This window comes from Telmatocola sphagniphila (assembly GCF_018398935.1).
Lineage (GTDB): Bacteria > Planctomycetota > Planctomycetia > Gemmatales > Gemmataceae > Telmatocola > Telmatocola sphagniphila.
Genome location: NZ_CP074694.1, coordinates 1734720 through 1751670 on the forward strand (window position 1 = coordinate 1734720; position 16951 = coordinate 1751670).

Genomic DNA, 16951 nt, shown 5'->3' on the forward strand with positions numbered 1-16951 from the left:
TTAGTTTCAACCGTAAACCTTGGCGTATTCTTTGCAGCTGATGCTCTTGATCTTGCTGGCCTGACCGCCCTGACCGAAAGCCAGCATGCGTTCCTTGCAGACTTTCTTCATGGCTTCGCGGGCCGGCTTGAGGTAATCGCGCGGATCGAACTTATCCGGGCTTTCCATCAGCACTTTGCGGATAGCGCCCGTGATGGCCATGCGGTTGTCGGTGTCGACGTTAATTTTGCGAACGCCGAACTTGATACCGAGCTGAATCTCTTCGACGGGAACGCCGAAGGTCTGCTTCATTTTTCCACCGTATTTGTTCAGAATATCCTGCAATTCCTGCGGCACGCTACTGGAGCCGTGCATCACCATGTGAGTGTTCGGCATCTTGGCGTGAATCTTCTTGATTACGTCCATATTCAGCACTGCGCCGTCAGGCTTCTTGCTGAACTTGTAGGCACCGTGGCTGGTGCCAATGGCTACGGCCAGAGCATCGACCTTCGTCTTGGCCACGAAATCAGCGGCCTGATCTGGATCGGTCAGCAACTGGCTGTGATCGAGCACGCCTTCGGCGCCGTGGCCGTCTTCGGCTTCACCCATGCCGCTTTCGAGCGAACCGAGGCAGCCGAGTTCTCCTTCGACCGAGATGCCGAGCTTATGGGCCAGTTGCACGACTTCCGCCGTGACGCGGACGTTGTAATCGTAATCGGCCGGAGTTTTGCCATCTTCGGCGAGAGAGCCGTCCATCATGACGCTGGTAAAGTTCTGTTCGATAGCACTTTTGCAGGTAGCCGGGCTATTGCCGTGGTCCTGGTGCATGACGATGGGAATATTCGGATAGAGTTCTGCCGCAGCCAGCATCAAGTGACGCAGGTAGGCATCCTGGGAATAGCTGCGGGCGCCGCGGGAGGCCTGGACGATCACGGGAGCGTCAATTTCTTTCGCCGCTTCCATGATCGCCTGAATTTGTTCCATGTTATTGACGTTGAATGCGGCAATTCCATAATTGTTTTCCGCAGCATGGTCCAACAGGAGACGCATCGGCACCAATGGCATAACTCATCCTCTTCAGAAAACTCGTTAATTCGTGAAAAGTCATGTTACGAATTCGAGCGGAGGGGTCCAGCGATCCGGCTGACCCCGGGCGGAGGAATGAACACCGGAAAGTGAAATTTCACTCGTTCTTCGCCGAGTGGTCTTCGAATTGCAAAGACTCGGCTGCGGTCGTGTCCTGTTCGAGGCCGGAAGCACCGAGAATCCAGATCGCACCGGCTACAAAAATCAGGGTGGAAACCGCAAGCATGGCGATTTCCCAGCTCCAGACGTCGGCAATCCACCCCATGATGAAGGGAGAAATAGCATCGCCGAACAGGTGAATGATCAGAATGTTGAGCGCGAAGCCTGTGGCTCGGACGCCCGAATGGGTCACATTGGCAGTTATCGCATTAGCCGGACCGGTATTGAAGAAGAGGAAGAAGACCGCACCGGCGAGCAAAAGCCAGGCATAAGGAAATGGAACGAGAACCATTCCCACAAACAGCGGGAAAGCGAGCATTGCCGAATAGCCGCAGACCAGGAAGTAAGCTCCCTGCATGTACTTTCGCAAATAATCTCCGAGGATTCCACCCAGCAACGTAGCCAACAACCCGCACACAACGACCAAAACGCCAAAATAGAGATTGATCTGGCTCAGCGATAGAGACAACGGTACTTCCTGGCCATCGACAATCTTGTAGGCTTGAGCACCGCTGACAATTTGAGGGTAGTAGTTTTCAAAGGCGGTCCGGGTCAATTTTTCTTTGAGAAGCTGATTCATTTGCGGGATGCCCAGCGGTTCCTCGCTGCGCAACTTATTCAATTGCTCGATGACATCGACGGGGATCAAGGGTTCCCCACTCGGAGCCTTCAACTGAACCAGTTTTTCGATCGATTTATCAGTGATTTGCAGTTGGCCGACCCGTTCGAATATGTACTTGGGCGCAAAGGCGGCCACGCCCCCCAGCACAAAGGTCGTGCAAGTCATCCCGAGAGTGCAGAATCTGAAGGAGCGGATTCGCCAGATTTTCTTCACTCGTTCCCAGTAGGTATCCTTTTGCGCGGATTCAGGTCCTTTATAGCGCGGCGGTTCCTTCATGAAGAAGCAGAACAACCCCAGAATCAGACCGGGAAAAGTGACTGCATAAAATGCAGCCCGCCAGCCAAAGGATCCAGCTATGGCCCCACCCAGAACGAAGCCCAGAGCACTTCCAACTGGGATCGCCAGATAGAACCAGGAAAGCACTTTTCCCCGATGACTGACCGGGTACATATCCGAAAGCATCGAAGGCGCCACCGGACCATAAGCGGCCTCTCCCACCCCCACAAAACAGCGGGTCAAGAGCAGGACGATATAAGCGCCGGCCAAACCTGAGGCGCCACTTGCCAGACTCCAGGCGATGACGCCAATTCCGACAAGATACCAGCGGGAAAACTTATCCCCCAGCACCCCGAACAGCGGAGCCGTCAGCATATAAACCACGAGAAAAGCACTGGTGAGCGAGCCGAGTTTACGATTCAGCCACGGGTCGTTCGGATTGAACAGATCGAGTTGAATATTGGAAAGTGTGGCGGAGAGAACCTGTCGATCGATGTAATTGAAGAGATTGATGGCCAGAAGAAGAAACAGCATCTTGGATGCCCCGGGATGTATTTCCTTCGGGCCGCCATTTCCGGTCGGTGTGTAGGCCATGAATGATCTCGACGAGGGGGTATGCGGGATCATCCTCGATCCCGCAAATCACAATTTATCAGTTCGTTGACTTGAGAGTACCGATCGCGTAAAGATTATCGAAACCTCGGATATACAGGCGGCCATTCGAAATTACCGGCGAGGCCGAAACGCGGTCGTTGAGTCGATTTTTGGCGAGAATTTCGAACTTCTCACCCGCTTTAACCACAGTGACCGTTCCATCGTGACCCGAGAGATAGATCTTACCGTCCGCATAGACCGGCGAGCTGCGATATTTCGCTTCGTGGAATCGCTCGTTCTTGTAATAGGCTTTACCCGTTTTAGCATCCAGGCAGGTCAGCTGACCGCTTGCGGAGCACAAATACACCAGACCGTCTTTCAATAGGGGGGAGGGGACGTCGGGAGTTGTTTCAAAACGGAATTGCTCGAATTCGCTGCCGGGACCAAAAGTTCCCTTCGCATCCGGCTTCACGGCCACTACCGGACCGCGCTTGGCCGTCGGCACAATAATCAATTCCGGTGTCGCTAAAGGAGAAGCGACAAATCGCAGCGTGCGATCGTATTTGGCCTTGGCGTTCAATTCCGTAACTCGCCAGATTTCAGAACCATCTTTCAGATCGTGGGCCGTGCAGTAATCGTTGCCGTGGGCCAGCAAATAGGCTTTATCGCCGTTGTGCCAGATCATCGTCGATGCGTAGCTATGCTCGTTCTCCTGAATCCCATCGCTCTTGCGAACGACTTTCCAAACTTCCTCACCGGTTTTCGCATCGATGCAGATCACATAGCCGGGAATGCTGTGAATCAACTGCCAGTAGAGTTTATCGCCGTAAAGAACGGGGGTGCTGTGCATGCCGAACTGATATTTGAACTTGCCATATCGTTCCTGGGCATTGAACTTCCAGATTTCCTTTCCGGCGACGTCGAAGCAAGCCAACTCTCCTGAGCCGACGGCGACCCAGACATGCTTACCATCGGTGCTCGGTGAAGAAGTGGCAGCACTATTCTCGCCGGCCTGGAATTGAGGTTTCTTGGGTACAATCCCGACCTTCTGCTTCCAGATCTCCTTACCATCTTTGGCATCCAGGCACAGCAGCACCGTGCTATCCCCCTCTTCACTGCTCAAGAAAATCTTGTCGCCCCAGACGACGGGAGTCGAGGCTCCGATCCCAGGCATTTTCGCTTTCCAGGCGATGTTTTTCTCATCGGACCACTCCGAAGGAATGTTCTTCTCCGTGGAAATCCCGAGATTGTCCGGGCCGCGCCAGGACGGCCAATTGTCGGCGAATGCTGGGCTGGACCAGGCAACCAATGTCACCAGGTAAAGAAATCGAAACGTTCGAATGATCATGGCAACCCATTGAATTTGGAAATTTGGCAGGAATTACAATATTCTCTGGGATGATAGCAAACGATTCGACGGCTCACAAGAAGGCAACTGACGAACTCTCATCTTTTGACTTGTTTTCCCAATTCAGTTGAGGTATACACTATTACATGAGTGTTCCACCACTTCACGGACGAGGGATCAGCATCAACCCCGCGAATCGCTTTATCCCGATCTATCGGGAAGAGGGCGAAGAATGGCGGGATCCGGACGATCCTGCACCTCAAACTCGCTTTTTTCGAGACACTACCAAATCGATTTTCGCCAAAAACGAAAGCCCAGACATCCCTTTTGAACTGGGGATAAACCCATACCGGGGCTGCGAGCATGGTTGTGTATATTGTTACGCCCGGCCGACGCACGAATATCTCAGCCTCTCCTGCGGACTCGATTTCGAGACGCAGATTTTCATCAAGGAAGATGCGCCGGACTTGATGCGCAGGGAGTTTTCCAAATCAAGTTGGAAGCCACAAACCATCAGCATGTCAGGGGTTACGGATTGCTATCAACCGGTGGAACTCCGACTCCAGATCACCCGCCGTTGTCTTGAAGTGTTCGCGGAGTTTCGCAATCCTGTTGGAATAGTTACCAAGAACGCGCTTGTGACTCGGGATATTGATCTACTGAAGGAACTTGCGAAATATCAGGCGGCAGTGGTTTTCATTTCGGTTACAACGCTGGATAAAGAACTCGCCCGGGTCATGGAACCGCGGGCTTCCGCACCAGAAGCTCGTCTGCGCGCTATCGAAGAACTTGCCGCAGCCGGGATCCCTGTGGGAACGATGGTTGCTCCGGTCATTCCTGGTCTAACCGATCATGAAAGCCCAGCGATTCTGAAGGCCGTGAAGGAGCGGGGAGCCATTACAGCGGCCTATCAGATGCTTAGGTTACCCTATCAGGTCAAGGAATTATTCATCACCTGGCTGGCCCAGCACTTCCCAGAGCGAAAGTTGAAAGTATTAAATCGGATTCTGTCCGTGCGGGACGGCAAACTGAACGATTGGCGATTCGGACATCGGATGAAGGGAGAAGGCATCTGGGCAGACTTGTACCGGCAGCAGTTCCTGTTGCATCGCGAACGGGTGGGTCTTGAACCCTATGGTCCGAGCTTGAGTACCGAACACTTTCGGGACCCTACCCGCCTCTTCTGAGGAATGCCGCTCACTTGGCGATCAATGATTCCACAAGCGGGGAATAGGAAACCATATCCTTCCCGGCGATCTTCGTTGTGAAACGAACTCCAAAGGGCAATCGCCCGGCCGGCAATTTGGGATCGACCTTCAATGTGAATTTGGCTTGGGTCTCCCCTTTCCCGATTGGTTTCACGTTAGCGGTAACACCTTCGGGCAGACCGACTAACGCAACATTCACTTCCTCGGTAGCGGCTGCACTCCGCTCCAGTTTGATGGTGCATTCCAGCGGCTTATCGCTCTTGAAGGTGGGAGAACTCAATTGAATGGTCCCGCGGATCGGTGGCGAGGAAATTACCGCCACGGCCACCTGCCGGGTAATGGGAATGGGAGGATGTAAGAGATTATCCATCTCTTTTCGCACGGCCTCCAATCGATCCGCATAGCGTCGTTTTACTTGACCATTAATCACGATCTCGCCTAGGACGCCGAAGACATAGGCCGGCTTCAAATCGGAACCAGTCAGTTGGATCGGAAGCAAAGCCTGATTGGAATTGGCTGGAACTACGACACTTCCGATCACTTGCTCGGGCCCTTCGACAGAAAGTCGAATTTCTCCCCCATAGTTTTTCCGTTTAATGGCCACCGGAAGCAGTGTCCCGGTCATCATCGAAGCTTCGCAGCGGTCGAGGGGAAGTATCAGCTCGAAATCGGGTTCATCTTCCCGCACTATCAAGTGATATAACTCGGCCGGTCCGAAAAGATAATTCAGGTGTTCCGCCTTGATGAACAGTTCGGTATCGCTCGTTGCAGCGTACTCGAGACGAGCGGTAGTTTGCATCGGGTCGCTCTTGGCAAGTTGTTTCTGATCTTTGTCCAAAAGTTGCAGATAGACCTCGGCCGGGGTATTGATGTCGAAGGTTTCTGCGGAGATGAGGTATTTCACCCCCTTTTTGGCGGGGAAACGATAGTAATCGACATCTCCCTTGGACTGAAAACCGGCCGAGACTCCACAGGGCACTGGAAGCTGCATCGCTTCCGTCGGCTTATTGTTGGGCGCTTTCTCCAAAAGTTCCGGCACGTCCGAAATTCGAACCTGCAAGGGCCAGCCCGAAAGTTCGCCGATTTTCGGGACTACCGCAATGGCTCCGGTAAGCGAAGTTGCAGGAGCAGTCACTTCAACCCCGAGCACTTTCGTTATGCTGGCTCCGGGGAATTGAACTGTCGCTTTTTTCCCTGCCTGAATGTACAGGGGTTCGACGACTTGCCCGACGGGAAAATCGCCGATTCGCAACCGATAGTGATGGTTGGGGCCGCCCCGATATTGCGTATCGCGCATTTCGATCAGATACTCGCCGGCCTCGGCAAAAGTATGGGTAATTCGGGCATCGTTCTGCAAACCGGGTGGATCGTCACTATAAGTTCCCGGGATTTCGAGACCGGTAGCGGCACTATAAAGCTTTAAAATGGGATCGATCGGATTACCGAGTCTATGGCCGAGGGTTTCGAAACTGAGTCGTTGGCCGGGAGATACGGTGAAGCTGTACCAGTCGCTCTTATCCTCGTCGACTTTACCAGCCACTACACAGGGAATCGTCAGTTTTTGAGGCGTTTTCTTGTCCTGATGGCCGGACGTCTGCAAAACCTGAGGCAAGTCGTCCACGCAAATGAGAATCGCATTCGAAATACCAAATTCGGTAATCACGCGCAAATGGTGGTAACCCACCGAGGCCTCTTTCGAGACATCGAGTGTCAGCGTCACTTCCTGCGCCGATTTGGCTTTAACGGACGCCTGCACCGGGAAACTGGCCCAAACCGCTTTGGCAGTTTCCAGTTTGCTTCCGGAAATTTTTAATTCCGATTTGGTGCCGCGGGATAGGCCATGTGGAAACGCCGGTGAAATTACCGGTGCCTGCGGCGAAAGACTTACTGTCGAAGCCGGCGCGGGAGAATCGGGCTTTTTTTGAGCCACGGCCAAGGATGTCAAAGAAAGAACGAGAAACGCTGCGAGTTGGCGTTGGTGCATGATGGATGTAATACCGGGCCAGCAATTAGGAGGGAAAGTTCGGCGTGTATTCGATCGCATCTGTTAAAAGTAAATGCGGCCAAACTCAATTCTTACTGAAATCCAGCTTGAAAGCTTCGCGATTCAGCGGATCTTCGAGGAATTTCTTGTGGCACTGCGGACAGAGTTCGTAGCGAAATTCTTTAAAAGTGGGTGCCGGTCCCACCGGTTCGAGCATCATTTCCTCGAGATCATCAATGCCATCGTCGTCCGTCTCAGGCAGTTCCACGACTTCATCTTCATCCAGAGCGTCCGAGGAAATCGGCAGATCCGATTCCTTCATGTTGTGGCATTTGGGAGCGAGGTGGGCACTCATTTTCAGCACATAAATATCGTCTGTCGCGGGATGCATTTCTTTTCCACATACATCGCAAGAATAGTGTAGCATATCCCCGACCCTCGACATGATTGTGGCGTAACGATTACGCCGATAATTCTTATCTATCCATTCGTGCCAGAGATACCAGGAACTGTCAAGCACAAACTGCATGCGAAACGAAAAAACGTCGCTATAACATCTGAGTGAATCTTTAGGGCATTCAAGGAAATTCATTCATGGCGGACCAGCCTTCATCCAGTACTGCGGCAGATCCCTGGTTTCAAAATCTCTTCGCCGAGCGCATCGGTGGTGCGAAATATGGTAAAGGCACCGAGATCTACAAATTCGAAAAGATCAAACGAGCGAAACGGAAAGCTCTGGCGGAGCACCCGGAGCGTAAACTGCTGGATTTTGGCATCGGCGAAAATGACGATATGGCCGCGGCCTCAGTCCGCGAGGTCATGAAAAAGGAAATCGACAAAGTCGAAAACCGCGGTTATGCCGACAACGGCATTGCCAATTACAAGGAAGCCGCCGCTGAGTTCATGCAGCGTCAATTTGGCGTAAAACTCGACCCGATTACGGAAATTTGCCACGCGATTGGCTCCAAACCGGCTTATGCGATGCTGCCCGCCGTGTTCATCAACCCGGGCGATGTCACTCTAATGACCGTTCCAGGTTATCCCGTGGCCGGTACCCACACCCGCTACTATGGCGGCGAAGTGCATCGGCTGCCCCTTTTGGAAAAGAATGGTTTTTTCCCGGACCTCGATGGCATCCCGGCCGATATCAAAAAACGCGCGAAATTGATGGTTATCAATTTCCCTAACAGTCCCACCGGAGCTGTGGCGACCAAGGAATTTTACAAAAAGGTCATCGAGTTCGCGCATCAGAATCAGATCGTGATCGTACAGGATGCCGCCCACATTCTGCTGACCTTCAGCGGCGAGCCCTTCAGTTTCCTCCAAATGGACGGTGCCAAGGAAGTTGGAGTAGAAGTCCATTCGATGTCGAAGGGCTTCAACATGATCGGCTGGCGACTGGGATTCGTCTGCGGGCATCCCAAAATCGTCCAGGCCTTCGCCGACGTCAAGGACAATAGTGACTCAGGCCAGTTCATGGCTATCCAGCATGCGGCGGCAGCGGCACTGAGAAATCCGGAAATTCCCATCCAGATCTGGGAAAAGTATCGCCGTCGTATCAAGAAATTGGTCGATGCTTTGAACGCTGTGGGATTCCAGGCCAAGATGCCCGGAGGGTCTTATTTCCTCTATGCCAAGGCTCCGATTTCGGCGGGCGAGCTGAAATTCCAGAATGCCGAGGAGGTCAGCACTTTTCTCATTCACGAACAGTCGGTCTGTTGCGTGCCCTGGGATGACGCGGGTCCCTATCTGCGTTTCTCGGCGACCTACATCGCCAAGGATGAGGCCGAGGAAGATCAGCTGATGAAAGAAACTGTGGAGCGACTGGGTCGCCTGAAGCTTCAATTTGCCTAATGGAGCGAAGGGAAAATGAAGATTGTCATTACGGGAGCGACTCGCGGGCTTGGTCGAGCCTTGGTTGCACCGCTGGCAAAAAAGGGGCACACGGTTTACGGTTGCGGCCGAAATGAGGCGAACATCGCCTCTCTTTCCGCCGCTTTCCCGGCCCCACACGATTTTGAGGCACTGGATGTTCGCGATTTTCGGGCGGTTCAGCGCTGGGCGAGTCGAATTCTGCTCTCCGTCGGCTCGCCCGATCTGCTCATTAATAACGCTGCTGTTATGACCACTCCGGCCAATCTCTGGGAAGTCTCCGAGGAAGAATTTTCACGTTTAATTGATGTGAACATAAAAGGTGTGGCCAACGTCATTCGGGCTTTCGTACCGGCGATGGTCTCACAAAAGCGGGGAGTGATCGTCAACTTATCCTCGGGTTGGGGGCGTTCGACTTCGCCACAGGTAGCCCCCTACTGCGCCAGCAAATATGCAATTGAAGGTTTGACTAAGGCCCTGGCTCAGGAATTGCCACCCGGAATGTGTGCCGTCCCTTTGAATCCGGGTACGATTGATACGGACATGTTAAGACAGGCTTGGGCGGACACGGCCAGTAACTATCCAAAACCGGAAGCCTGGGCCGAAAAGGCGGTTCAGCTACTTCTCGGGTTATCCGCAAAGGATAACGGTAAGTCCTTATCTGTACTGTAATTAACCTAAAAATATAGAAGAAATTTCAGGCCGGGACGAATACTCGTGCGCTCGCACGAGTATTCGTTACAATCCGACTTCCTAGTACATATTTCCCTTGCTGTCAAATTCTACCTCGGTTATACCAATTAAAGGTCATAATCGGGAGAATCGAAAATGTTAGCAACTAAAAAAGTTACGTTAAATTTGACCGCTTTGGAATCTCGCGCCCTGATGGCAACGAACGTTCTGGGCGTCGCTTCGGGATACAACGGTTTCTTTTTCAATAATTACGATGCGTCATATTCCGACGTCCAGGGAAAGCTGGCCGCCGGGGGGAATGTTTCGCTGACGGGTTACTCCGTGGGCGACAAAATCTCCAACGCCGGTCCGGAACTGGTCGTCGGAGGTAACCTGAACTTTACCAACGGACAAGTGGACGGCGGCGGTGTAACATATGGCGGCACCCTGACCACTAAATGGTTTGGGACGAATGGCGGAACCATCAGCCAGAAGTCGGGAGTCGTTGACTTTGCGGCGGCTCAGGCATCATTGACTAGCACTTCGGAAGCCCTCGCGAACAAGCCCTCCAACGGAACCGTGGTCAATCAGTGGGGTGGACTCATCCTCACTGGAACCAGCACGGGCACCAATTACTTCTCGCTCAATGCCTCCCAGCTATCCAGCTCCTGGGGTATTACGATTAATGCACCGGCAGGATCCACGGTTATCGTGAATGTGCACGGAATGTCGGCCAGCATGAAGTTCATGGGCTTCCAACTCCAGGGCGGCGTTACCGCCGATCACGTTCTGTTGAATTTCGTCGATGCTCAATCGCTGGTGCTGGACGGAGTAGGAATTCAAGGAAGCATTCTCGCACCCAACGCGAATGTAAAATTTGACAACGGCCAGATCAACGGAACGTTGGTAGCCAATTCGATGTGCGGCTACGGCCAGTTGAACTGGGTGCCACCGAATATCGAAGTCTGCGGCTGTCTGTACAACCCGACTCAACCTGCCAGCTTATCCGGTAGCATCTCCACATCGATTTGTGGGTGCGGCCAGGTGCATGTTCAGTTGATCAATCAGACCACCGGAGCCGTCGTTGGAGATGTAATGGTTTCCAAGGGGGGGACTTTCTCGTTCGCTGCCGTACCTCCCGGTGTTTATAAGCTGACGGCTTCCCGGGCACATGGCACCATACACGCCACCGCTGGAAACGCAGGGGGCAATTTGATGGCAGGCGACACGGCGACGATTTATAACATCGATTTGACCAGTGGGGCCAAGGCGACCGGTTACAGTTTCGGTGCCTAAGCCTTTGAAGGACTTGCCAAGGCTCGTAGAAGTGATTTTTACGAGCCGTTTTCATTTTTACGGCCTATCTTCTGTCAAAAAATCTCTTTACGCACATTGGTCCTCGCCTCTCATTCGATAAGTTGAACCTGTCTGTGAAAATCAGAAAGGCGACCAGCGAATGACATTAGTTCACGCGATAATTCTGGGAATCGTCCAGGGACTAACCGAGTTCCTGCCAATCAGTAGTACCGCCCACTTAAGAATCACCCCTCCCCTGCTCGGTTGGGATCACGGCGGCGGACAGGCTTTCGAGACCGTTATTCAGATGGGCACGCTGGTGGCTGTGATCTGGTACTTCCGCGCGGATATTCTTCATCTGCTCGGCGGCTTGAAAAGAGACGTGCAAGCCCGCAAGCTGGCCAGCAATCACGAATCGAAGTTGGCCTGGATGATTGCGATTGCCACTGTGCCGGTGGGCGTATGCGGTTTACTCTTAGAACATAAAATCAAAAACGAATTTCGAGACCTGCGCTGGGTGGCCTTTTTCATCGGCTTCTTCGCCCTGGTGCTTTGGGCCGCGGAAATTTATTCGCATAGAAAGGCAAAAGCGGGGAATCCTGGAAAGCCGGAATCCGAAATAGGATTCTTCAACGTGATCACCATGGGGTTATTTCAATGTTTAGCATTATTCCCGGGTGCCTCACGTTCGGGAACAACTATTAGCGGGGCACTTTTTTCCGGCTTGGATCGGGCAGCAGCGGCCCGCTTTTCGTTCTTGCTGAGTCTGCCCGCGATCACCGCCGCGGGACTCTACAAGCTTTATAAAGATCGCCATGAACTGTTTGCCACGCAAGAAGGCATCATCAATCTTGTCGTATCTACCGTGGTGTCCGGAATCGTCGGTTACTTTGCCATCGCCTGGTTAATCGGGTTTCTCAAACGCTACTCGACAACCGTTTTTATCGTTTACCGAATTCTGTTGGCGATCCTGCTGATCGTACTGGTTCAGCAAGGCATTATCTCGCCTCTCGAAGAACCCGAATAATAACATCGAAGTATTGGAAGGTACTTTCAAATGAATCTCTTTGAAAAATTCAGCGCGGCCTTACCGCTATCGGACTTTCTGACCAAGCATGGCATCCCCGCCCATAAAGAACGTTGGGACCGCACGTTCAATCAGATCGCACTGACGGAAGATCAAAAAAACCTGCTCAAGCAATTCAAGCGGGAAACGCCCGTCCTGGTGCTGGCCGGGGCGTGGTGCGGCGATTGCTCCGGACAGTGCCCGGCGTTTGAGAGATTCGCGGAAATTGCGCCTTGCTTGAAAATTCGCTATCTGGATCGGGATGTCCATGCGGATGTTCAGGCTGCCTTGAAGATCAATGGGGGCAACCGCGTGCCTGTGGCGGTGTTTTTCAGCGAAGATGGCATGGAGGTTTCCCGCTATGGCGAGCGGACTCTTTCGCAGTATCGCCGCATGGTCGAACAGCAGACCGGTGAAGCCTGCGGCAGCGGCATTGTCGGCAAGGACGCGCTAGCGCAAATCGTTCAGGAATGGCTCAACGAGTTTGAACGGGTGCAATGGATTCTCCGCCTATCTCCCCGCCTGCGAACCAAGCATGGCGATTAATTTCGATCCAATTCCCGGGATTCCGCCGGTTTTACGCACACGGCGGAGTCAGTTCGCTAAAACAACTCCAAGGAAAATCGTCGAAACTTCGCCATTGTGATGCATGGAAAACCCGACCGGTAATAAACCCGAACGCAAGCGTACTTCTTTCACCTTGAACTACGCCCCGATTCTCGTCATCGCCTTATTCGGTGTGATGCTTTGGTATCAGAGCAAAGAACCGACGATTCAGACGATTCCGTACGGAAAATTCAAACAGCTGATCGGCGCCCCCGGTATCACGTTCCGCAGCCTGAAAGTGGGCCGCAACGATATTCGCGGGGAGATCATCACCCGCGATAATATTGCCGGCCCCGAGGATGTGGAACCCAAGAGCGATCAGCCCCATATCACTTCTTTCAAGGTTCTTAGGCTAGGCGTCGAACGGGACGAACAACTCTACCCGCTTCTGGATAAATACGTCGTCGATTATCAGGCCGAGGAAGAAGACAAACCGATCCAGACCGCACTGAGTACGTTTCTCTGGCTGGCGTTGATGCTGGCGGGAGGCGTGGCGATTTTGTTTCTTTCGATGCGATTTTTCGGTGGTTCGCCCTTTTCTTTCGGCCGCAGCCGTCACAAAGTCTTTGCTCAAAAAGACAGTACGAAAATTACGTTCGAAGACGTGGCGGGCATTGATGAAGCGAAAGCGGAATTGCGAGAAGTAGTCGATTTTCTCAAGAAACCGGAAAAATATCAGGCTCTGGGAGGCCGCATCCCCAAGGGCGTTCTTTTGGTCGGCCCACCCGGTACCGGAAAAACGCTGCTCGCGCGTTCAGTGGCGGGTGAAGCGGGCGTCCCCTTTTTCAGCATCAGCGGCAGCGATTTCGTCGAACTCTTTGCCGGCGTCGGAGCATCCCGGGTCCGGGATCTGTTCCGGGACGCCGAGTCGAATGCTCCCTGCATCATCTTCATAGACGAACTCGATGCCATGGGTAAGACTCGCTCCTCGAATTCCATGATGAGCCACGAAGAACGGGAACAGACTCTTAATCAACTCCTGGTGGAAATGGATGGCTTCGACACCAATCGCGGCGTCATTCTGATGGCGGCCACCAACCGCCCGGAAACGCTCGATGCCGCCTTGCTCCGGCCGGGCCGATTTGATCGTACTGTGGTTGTGGATCGGCCCGATATCGACGGCCGGGAAGCCATTCTGAAAGTTCATGCGCGAACGGTGAAACTGGCGCCCGATGTCAATCTTCGCAAGATCGCCGCTCTCACGCCGGGCGCTGCGGGGGCCGATCTGGCCAATCTGGTAAACGAAGGGGCTCTTCTGGCGGCTAGACGGGGTAAATCGTCCGTGACTATGAGCGAACTGGATGAGGCCGTCGAACGTGGCGCGGTCGGCTTAGAGCGCCGTAGCCGTGTCATGCGACCGGAAGAGAAAAATCGGGTCGCCGTGCACGAAGCCGGACACGCACTCGTGGCCTGTGTGGTAGACGGCTGCGATCCCGTTCACAAGGTCTCAATTATTCCCCGAGGGATGGCCGGCGGCTATGTACTTCAACGACCGGATGGGGATCGCACGCTGATTACCCGGCATGAACTTGAAGCGCGGATTAAGGTTGCTCTAGGGGGGACCATTGCCGAAGAAATTATCCTCGGTGAAATCTCCACCGGCGCGACTTCCGATCTTCAGACTGTCAACGACATCGCACAGCGCATGGTTCGCGAGTTCGGCATGAGCCGACTGGGCCGGGTTTACCACGCCGGGGAACAGAACTCGTTTCTTCCGGGCTTCATGGAGAAAAGTAACGTCAGCGAGCAGACTTCCCGGGAGATCGATCTGGAAGTTCGCAGCATCATCGAACAATGCGTTAGCACAGTGAGAGACCTCATCGCCAATAACCAGCCGGCCCTCAACGAGTTGGCGCAATGCCTGATCGATAAAGAGGTTATTGAAGGTCGGGAACTGTATCAGATTCTATCCCGGGTTGGGGCGCCGCTCACGGAAGCCGCGATGAAGACTCTTCTGGAAAGCAAAGCCGAGATTCCCTGATCACTGGTCGATGCATTCCACCTTGTAGACTTCGAAGTGATGCTTGCGGGTCGAGAAGCAATCGATCCGAATCTTCTTTTCGCCCGGCGGAATCAACCAGTCCTGTTCCAGTGTGGTCAACTGCTCAGTGATGGGGAATTTCGGGTCGGTTTGGCCATCCACCAGAGTGATAGTCGCTTCTTTTTCCGGAGTTTCCATCTCGGGATCTTTCTCCGTTCGCGATTTCAATCTCACTTCGATTCTCAGGCGTATTTTGCGTTCGACTTCGGTCGGATTCACCAGCCGTAATTCGGTGCCAGAGTCGCAGAATCGGCCGATGCCTTCCAACCCTTCGAATTCAATTCCCGCTCCTTTGCCCCAGAGGCCCAGCACCGGGTAACGCTCCTGACGATGCACTTTTTCCCACTCCTCAGGATCCAGGGAAGCAATCCGCCGCGCTTGCAGATTGCTTAAAGTAAAGTAACTCATCCGCTCGTCGGGCGAAACGATCGGCTGCGTTTTCAGCTTCTGGCTTAAAAGCCGTTCCATCTCGACGGCGTTATCCTTGTAGGCTTCCCGAAATACCATCACCCCGGCACAATCGGCATCGGCCAGGGCAATCAAGCGCTCTTCGACGGGCTTGGATTCCATGCGTTTAGCCCAGGCATCGCCATAACGACCGCGGGGTGCCCCGAAGGACCAGTGCAAGGTTCGCGAGTGCAATTGCGGCCGGAAGAGATCGGTCCATTTGAACAGAATCCCCTGCGGCTCCCCTTCCGCTTCCGGATAAGGCCGAAACGGAAGCTGATAGACAATTTTCCCCGGTTCAATGTCGCGTTCGACGTTGGCCGTGAATTCTTTGTCGCTGGTGTATCGACGTTTGAGATTTTCAAAATGCGGCATCAATCGGGGGGTCGTCTGATCGGCCACGCCGAGAACGGTCAGCAGAGCGATGAGGAGACCAACCAGAGTTTTTTGAACGGTCGTCGTGGCCCGCTGAGTCAACAGGTAATTCAAGAATAGAGCAACGCTGGCTAAGGCGAATAAACCAATGAAGACGCTGATACGGTTATAGCCGCGTATCCAGGGACTGACGAAGAAGGCAAAGAAGGAGCCAAAGGCCCCGACGGTGCCCAGAAGAAAGCCTCCCACCGCGAGTAGAGCTAGTGCATCGAGAAGGCGATTTTCCGACTCGCCGACTGGCCGGCGAGCCAAGAGCAGAAAACGCAGGAGCAGGTAGCTGAAGCCCACCGCCCCGATTAAGCCGAGGGTGGCAGTTTGATTTTCGGTATTGATCGGCGTACGCGAAGAGTAATGTTCTTTGAACTTCTCAAAGAGCGGCAAGCGGTGACCCGTGACGGGAACCAGCAGTTGCATCATCTTCAGGCCGAGTGTTTCGGACTCCGCAGGGAGGCGATAAACCGCATCCGGATTAAAGGGAGATTTACGCTTGTGTTGAATGGCCGGGAATAAGGCAACCAGCAGCGTGGTGAATATTACGGCGATGCAGGCTATGGACTTCAGGAGTGGCTTCCATTGGCGATCCAGAAGAGATCGGGATAGGCCGCACAGCAGCAGAAAATAACAGCTGAAAAAGGCGAAGTAGATGCCGGAGAGGCCCAGAATCAGGCCGATGATCAACGTTCCAATCTTCGACAGTGGGCGACCTTGATAGAGGCGTATCGCCGGCAGAATTCCCAGTGGTATCGGCCAATAGGACACTAGAAAGAAATGCCCCATCCTCATGAAGTGAAAAGGCAGGCAGGTGAACAGCAAACTGCTCATCAATGCGGGTAAAAAACGCAGGCCGAGTTGTCGTAAAACGAAGAGTGTCGTCCAAGAAGTAAGCACGCATCCCAGAAGATAGTAAATATTGAAGACCAGCGCCGGATCGGGAAAAGCTTTCGCTAGCGGCCAGAGAATTGCATAGTGCAAAATATCCGCTGAGGGAAATTCGTTGAGATCCATCCCGTCCGGGGCGCCGAAGCGTTCGTTGTAGCGATACCAGCCGGTTTCAATCATGGTTTCGATCCATAATTGATGTTGGATGGCATCCCCTTCATAGCTGAAAGGAACGTGCGGATCGGCCTGCCAAAGCTTCATCGGAATTCCCACGGCCAGAAGGCTGAGAATACCGGCGAGCGTATACTCAAATACGGTTTTACGAAGCGAAGGTGTCTCTTCCATGATGCACTCGTTTTAGTCCCGGAAAGATAGTAATCA

Annotated in this window: 13 protein-coding genes; 7 read left to right on the plus strand and 6 right to left on the minus strand. The window is 53.3% G+C overall.

Going from position 1 to position 16951, the window contains the following annotated elements; all coding sequences use genetic code 11:
* Positions 1-6 precede the first annotated feature (6 nt).
* From fba to KIH39_RS07030, 3 genes are all read right to left on the minus strand, one after another.
* Positions 7-1044, minus strand: a complete 1038-nt coding sequence (gene fba / locus KIH39_RS07020) for a class II fructose-bisphosphate aldolase (protein ID WP_213498573.1) — start codon at positions 1042-1044, stop codon at positions 7-9.
* A gap of 118 nt (positions 1045-1162) precedes the next feature.
* Positions 1163-2716: a spinster family MFS transporter gene (locus KIH39_RS07025; RefSeq protein WP_213498574.1), complete on the minus strand. Its 1554-nt coding sequence runs from the start codon at positions 2714-2716 to the stop codon at positions 1163-1165.
* A gap of 58 nt (positions 2717-2774) precedes the next feature.
* Complete coding sequence (locus KIH39_RS07030; protein WP_213498576.1) at positions 2775-4064, minus strand: PQQ-binding-like beta-propeller repeat protein; 1290 nt, start codon at positions 4062-4064, stop codon at positions 2775-2777.
* Positions 4065-4210: 146 nt separating this feature from the next.
* On the opposite strand from KIH39_RS07030, the gene KIH39_RS07035 reads away from it, so the two are divergent.
* On the plus strand, positions 4211-5251 hold the full coding sequence (locus KIH39_RS07035; RefSeq protein ID WP_213498578.1) for a PA0069 family radical SAM protein: 1041 nt from the start codon (positions 4211-4213) through the stop codon (positions 5249-5251).
* A gap of 10 nt (positions 5252-5261) precedes the next feature.
* Here the strand turns inward: KIH39_RS07035 and KIH39_RS07040 are convergent, their stop codons facing one another.
* Together KIH39_RS07040 and KIH39_RS07045 are read right to left on the minus strand one after the other, a co-directional pair.
* Positions 5262-7256, minus strand: a complete 1995-nt coding sequence (locus KIH39_RS07040; RefSeq protein ID WP_213498580.1) for a PPC domain-containing protein — start codon at positions 7254-7256, stop codon at positions 5262-5264.
* An 85-nt stretch (positions 7257-7341) separates the two neighbouring features.
* Entirely contained in the window at positions 7342-7647 is a 306-nt protein-coding gene (locus KIH39_RS07045) for a hypothetical protein (protein ID WP_213498581.1), read from the minus strand.
* Positions 7648-7850: 203 nt separating this feature from the next.
* Between KIH39_RS07045 and KIH39_RS07050 the strand changes: the two genes are divergently transcribed.
* The 6 genes from KIH39_RS07050 (at position 7851) to ftsH (ending at position 14749) form a co-directional block, all read left to right on the plus strand.
* A complete protein-coding gene (locus KIH39_RS07050) occupies positions 7851-9110 on the plus strand; it encodes an LL-diaminopimelate aminotransferase (RefSeq protein WP_213498583.1) in 1260 nt (419 codons plus the stop codon).
* Between the two features lie 15 nt (positions 9111-9125).
* Positions 9126-9800: an SDR family oxidoreductase gene (locus KIH39_RS07055; protein ID WP_213498585.1), complete on the plus strand. Its 675-nt coding sequence runs from the start codon at positions 9126-9128 to the stop codon at positions 9798-9800.
* 156 nt (positions 9801-9956) lie between these two features.
* Positions 9957-11096 (plus strand): collagen-binding domain-containing protein, encoded by a 1140-nt coding sequence (locus KIH39_RS07060; protein WP_213498586.1) that lies wholly within the window; start codon positions 9957-9959, stop codon positions 11094-11096.
* A 160-nt stretch (positions 11097-11256) separates the two neighbouring features.
* Positions 11257-12123: an undecaprenyl-diphosphatase UppP gene (gene uppP / locus KIH39_RS07065; RefSeq protein ID WP_246539582.1), complete on the plus strand. Its 867-nt coding sequence runs from the start codon at positions 11257-11259 to the stop codon at positions 12121-12123.
* A 30-nt stretch (positions 12124-12153) separates the two neighbouring features.
* Positions 12154-12708 (plus strand): thioredoxin family protein, encoded by a 555-nt coding sequence (locus KIH39_RS07070; protein WP_213498588.1) that lies wholly within the window; start codon positions 12154-12156, stop codon positions 12706-12708.
* A gap of 103 nt (positions 12709-12811) precedes the next feature.
* Positions 12812-14749 (plus strand): ATP-dependent zinc metalloprotease FtsH, encoded by a 1938-nt coding sequence (ftsH, locus tag KIH39_RS07075; protein WP_213498589.1) that lies wholly within the window; start codon positions 12812-12814, stop codon positions 14747-14749.
* Here the strand turns inward: ftsH and KIH39_RS07080 are convergent, their stop codons facing one another.
* A complete protein-coding gene (locus tag KIH39_RS07080; RefSeq protein ID WP_213498590.1) occupies positions 14750-16915 on the minus strand; it encodes a DUF5090 family protein in 2166 nt (721 codons plus the stop codon). It abuts the gene before it with no gap.
* Positions 16916-16951 lie beyond the last annotated feature (36 nt).

What these genes read in the sequence shown, in the direction of transcription:
- fba (WP_213498573.1), bottom strand. Translation starts at nt 1,044, where the DNA reads ATGCCATTGGTGCCGATGCGTCTCCTGTTGGACCATGCTGCGGAAAAC.
- KIH39_RS07025 (WP_213498574.1), bottom strand. Translation starts at nt 2,716, where the DNA reads ATGGCCTACACACCGACCGGAAATGGCGGCCCGAAGGAAATACATCCC.
- KIH39_RS07030 (WP_213498576.1), bottom strand. Translation starts at nt 4,064, where the DNA reads ATGATCATTCGAACGTTTCGATTTCTTTACCTGGTGACATTGGTTGCC.
- KIH39_RS07035 (WP_213498578.1), top strand. Translation starts at nt 4,211, where the DNA reads ATGAGTGTTCCACCACTTCACGGACGAGGGATCAGCATCAACCCCGCG.
- KIH39_RS07040 (WP_213498580.1), bottom strand. Translation starts at nt 7,256, where the DNA reads ATGCACCAACGCCAACTCGCAGCGTTTCTCGTTCTTTCTTTGACATCC.
- KIH39_RS07045 (WP_213498581.1), bottom strand. Translation starts at nt 7,647, where the DNA reads ATGCATCCCGCGACAGACGATATTTATGTGCTGAAAATGAGTGCCCAC.
- KIH39_RS07050 (WP_213498583.1), top strand. Translation starts at nt 7,851, where the DNA reads ATGGCGGACCAGCCTTCATCCAGTACTGCGGCAGATCCCTGGTTTCAA.
- KIH39_RS07055 (WP_213498585.1), top strand. Translation starts at nt 9,126, where the DNA reads ATGAAGATTGTCATTACGGGAGCGACTCGCGGGCTTGGTCGAGCCTTG.
- KIH39_RS07060 (WP_213498586.1), top strand. Translation starts at nt 9,957, where the DNA reads ATGTTAGCAACTAAAAAAGTTACGTTAAATTTGACCGCTTTGGAATCT.
- uppP (WP_246539582.1), top strand. Translation starts at nt 11,257, where the DNA reads ATGACATTAGTTCACGCGATAATTCTGGGAATCGTCCAGGGACTAACC.
- KIH39_RS07070 (WP_213498588.1), top strand. Translation starts at nt 12,154, where the DNA reads ATGAATCTCTTTGAAAAATTCAGCGCGGCCTTACCGCTATCGGACTTT.
- ftsH (WP_213498589.1), top strand. Translation starts at nt 12,812, where the DNA reads ATGGAAAACCCGACCGGTAATAAACCCGAACGCAAGCGTACTTCTTTC.
- KIH39_RS07080 (WP_213498590.1), bottom strand. Translation starts at nt 16,915, where the DNA reads ATGGAAGAGACACCTTCGCTTCGTAAAACCGTATTTGAGTATACGCTC.